The sequence below is a fragment of the Mycobacterium sp. genome (assembly GCF_032162605.1).
Classification (GTDB): Bacteria; Actinomycetota; Actinomycetes; order Mycobacteriales; family Mycobacteriaceae; genus Mycobacterium.
In genome coordinates this window covers 1-2533 of the sequence record NZ_JAVROT010000017.1, presented here as the reverse complement: position 1 = coordinate 2533, position 2533 = coordinate 1, and the positions used below count along the sequence as shown (strand labels likewise).

Here is a 2533-nt window from a genome sequence, read left to right as displayed (position 1 = left end):
GAACGGCCAAGCGAGGCAAGACCGTGTCTCGCCGCTCGTGAAGATGATAATCGTTCGCGTCCCCTTCAGATTGGCCGGGTGACTTACGAAATGATGGAGGCAGCGTGGCGGCCGCCGGCGCGGGTGGGGCTGGGGACGGGAGCGAGGCCTGATTGGATGGAGCCCTTCGCCCGGACGATCGACGCGGCAAAGAAGTACGTCGTGTCCAGCACCCTGGACCGGGTCGATTGGAACGCCCAGCTCGTGCCCAGGGAGCCAGGGGGCGATCTGGCGAAGGCCGTTGAGCAACTCAAACAGGAGCCGGGCAAGGGACTGTTCGTGGGAGGCGTGAAGCTTCCGATGGCGTTGGCGGAGCTCGGATTGATCGACGAGTACGAGTTCGTCGTGCAGCCCAGGCTGGTGGGCCATGGGCCGACGTTGTTCGCGGGGCTGTCGAAGCATGTCGACTTAAAACCCGTGGGCCGGCTGGAGTTCGGCTCCGGGGCGGTAGCTCTGCGGTATGAGCCGAGAAGGTAGCTTGTCACGACAGATGCTGGATTCGGCTCCGTGACGTGTCCACATCGGCTAATCGTCAAGGGCGTTGCACGAGAGCATCGGCGGCTTGCTGTAATCGACGCTGAGTTGTTGCTTGGTTTGCAGCGCGGCGCCACCATGTGCCCGAGGTGCCCGGCGCTTCCACAACTCGAACGGCTGCCGGCCATTTGGATGCCTCACGGCTAACGTGAAGTGGCTCAAAACGTAAGCACGCGTCGACCCGTCCCACTCCGGAAACGTCGGTGGGGAAAACCGTAGGAGCAGGTAATCGGCGTGCTTCATTTGTTCGACATTGGCTTCCTGCCAACATTTGTCGGCGACGAACCCGTCCGGGTAGAAGTTCACGCGGTTGTCCCAAGTGGTGTTTTGGGTCAGGGCGACGCCGCGTCCGTCGACGTATGACGGGCAGCGGGGGCTCGGCGCGGTGTAGACGCCGGCCATCAGGGACAGGCTGATCGTGTCGGAGTAGACGCAACTGCCGTTGGCAATGGCGGAAGTGGCGGCGCGCAGGTCCTCTTGGCCCCGAAGATCGCTGAGTCGAACGCCGGTGCCGATCACGAAAGCGGCGGCGAATGCTATGGCGATCAGAGCGCCGCTTCGTACGTCGAGGGCGCGGCTGACCAAGAGAGCGACTGCGGGACCGAGAAATTCGCCGTAGTGCGTGAAGTAAGTCGGTGACGTCGCGAACGCCAGGGCGGTGATCACGAGCACTGACACCCACAGCCCGACTTGCGGGTCGAAACGCCGGAAACTGATGACCACGAGCAGCACGATCAGCACCAGGGCGAGTGGGATCGTGATGTCTGCGAGCCCCATCATGTCGACGACACGGTCGAGGCCGACGGGCACGAACGAGTTGCGCGCGCGGCTGAGCTGTGTGACCACGATGTCGTGCCAGGCACGGGCGGGAGCTGAGACGACGAACGGCGCGATGCCCACCGCCATGGCAAGGAGTCCGCCGCCAGCCAGCGGTCGCAGCCATCCGGGCCGTCGTGTCCACAGAAGGTACCCGACGACGACGACTACATAGGCGAGTGCGAATAGCTTCAGCGATACACCGGCGACGAGGAACATGCCGCAGGTAACGAGGTCGAAGCGGGTGGGTTGGTCCTGGCGTAGGAGGAACCAGACCGCTGTGAGGCATGCACAGGTAGCGAGCGGCTCGAGCAGGATCGTCTGCCCGGCCACGATCGCGTTGGGCATGACGGCGTACAGGGTGGCCGCGACGAGCGCACGTCGGCGGCGAGTCACCGGGTCGCCGGGGAGGAGTGCGGCGAGCCGGTACACGAGCACGATGTTGAGCGCTACGACCAGCTGGATCTCGACCCGGCCGGCGACCATTCCGATCGGGTCGCCGAGGAGGTACCCGAAGACGGCCGCGGGCAGCAGGACAAGCGACACCCCTGGCGGGTGGACGATCGAGAAGCCGGAGTAGGGCAGGTAGCCATCGAGCAGCAGTCGCGCCGCCGCGTAGTAGACGCCGTCGTCGTACTCGAGCACGCCGAACAGGTTGTGCGACGGCCACCACACCAATGTGCGGAGTGCCACGCCGACCACGACCACTGCCGCCAGTGGCAATGCGACTTGAAGCATTCGCGCGGACCGGACTGCCGCTACAGATCGAATTTTTCGTTGACCTGTTTGGTTCGGAAGTGCTCGAGGATGACGCCTAGTAGCGGGATCGCGCCAGCCGGCAGCGTGCCGATCGTGGTCCAGACGGGCCAGCGGACTTTGATTGCGAGGCTGAGTGTCGCGAGCAGGTATCGGCTCGTCCATCTCCCTTGCACCATGCGACCGTAGCGAGTGGGTGCGGGATTCGTGGTGCAATCATGTGCAAAGGGTGAGGTATGTGACCTCCGAGCACGCCTCGATCTTTCGGGTCAGTGCGTGACGCTCCATGGTTCGCGGGCGAAGATCTGCTCGACCATCGGGCGGAAGAACTCAAGCGGACGGTGCTCGAATTGCGTGTCGAAACAGTTCTGGTCGTACTTCTCGCAGA

The 2533-nt window shown here is 64.0% G+C and carries 3 protein-coding genes; 1 reads left to right on the top strand and 2 read right to left on the bottom strand.

Features of this window, described 5'->3' with window-relative positions; translation table 11 throughout:
• Positions 1-78: 78 nt before the first annotated feature.
• Positions 79-516 (top strand): dihydrofolate reductase family protein, encoded by a 438-nt coding sequence (locus QOI01_RS00730; RefSeq protein ID WP_526377655.1) that lies wholly within the window; start codon positions 79-81, stop codon positions 514-516.
• Between the two features lie 48 nt (positions 517-564).
• Here the strand turns inward: QOI01_RS00730 and QOI01_RS00725 are convergent, their stop codons facing one another.
• Both QOI01_RS00725 and QOI01_RS00720 read right to left on the bottom strand, forming a co-directional pair.
• A complete protein-coding gene (locus QOI01_RS00725) occupies positions 565-2127 on the bottom strand; it encodes a glycosyltransferase family 39 protein (RefSeq protein WP_526377653.1) in 1563 nt (520 codons plus the stop codon).
• Between the two features lie 20 nt (positions 2128-2147).
• The gene (locus QOI01_RS00720) at positions 2148-2324 is read right to left on the bottom strand and encodes a DUF3817 domain-containing protein (protein WP_526377651.1); all 177 of its coding nucleotides are present in this window, start codon (positions 2322-2324) and stop codon (positions 2148-2150) included.
• Positions 2325-2533: the final 209 nt, after the last annotated feature.

What these genes read in the sequence shown, in the direction of transcription:
- QOI01_RS00720 (WP_526377651.1), bottom strand. Translation starts at nt 2,324, where the DNA reads ATGGTGCAAGGGAGATGGACGAGCCGATACCTGCTCGCGACACTCAGC.
- QOI01_RS00725 (WP_526377653.1), bottom strand. Translation starts at nt 2,127, where the DNA reads ATGCTTCAAGTCGCATTGCCACTGGCGGCAGTGGTCGTGGTCGGCGTG.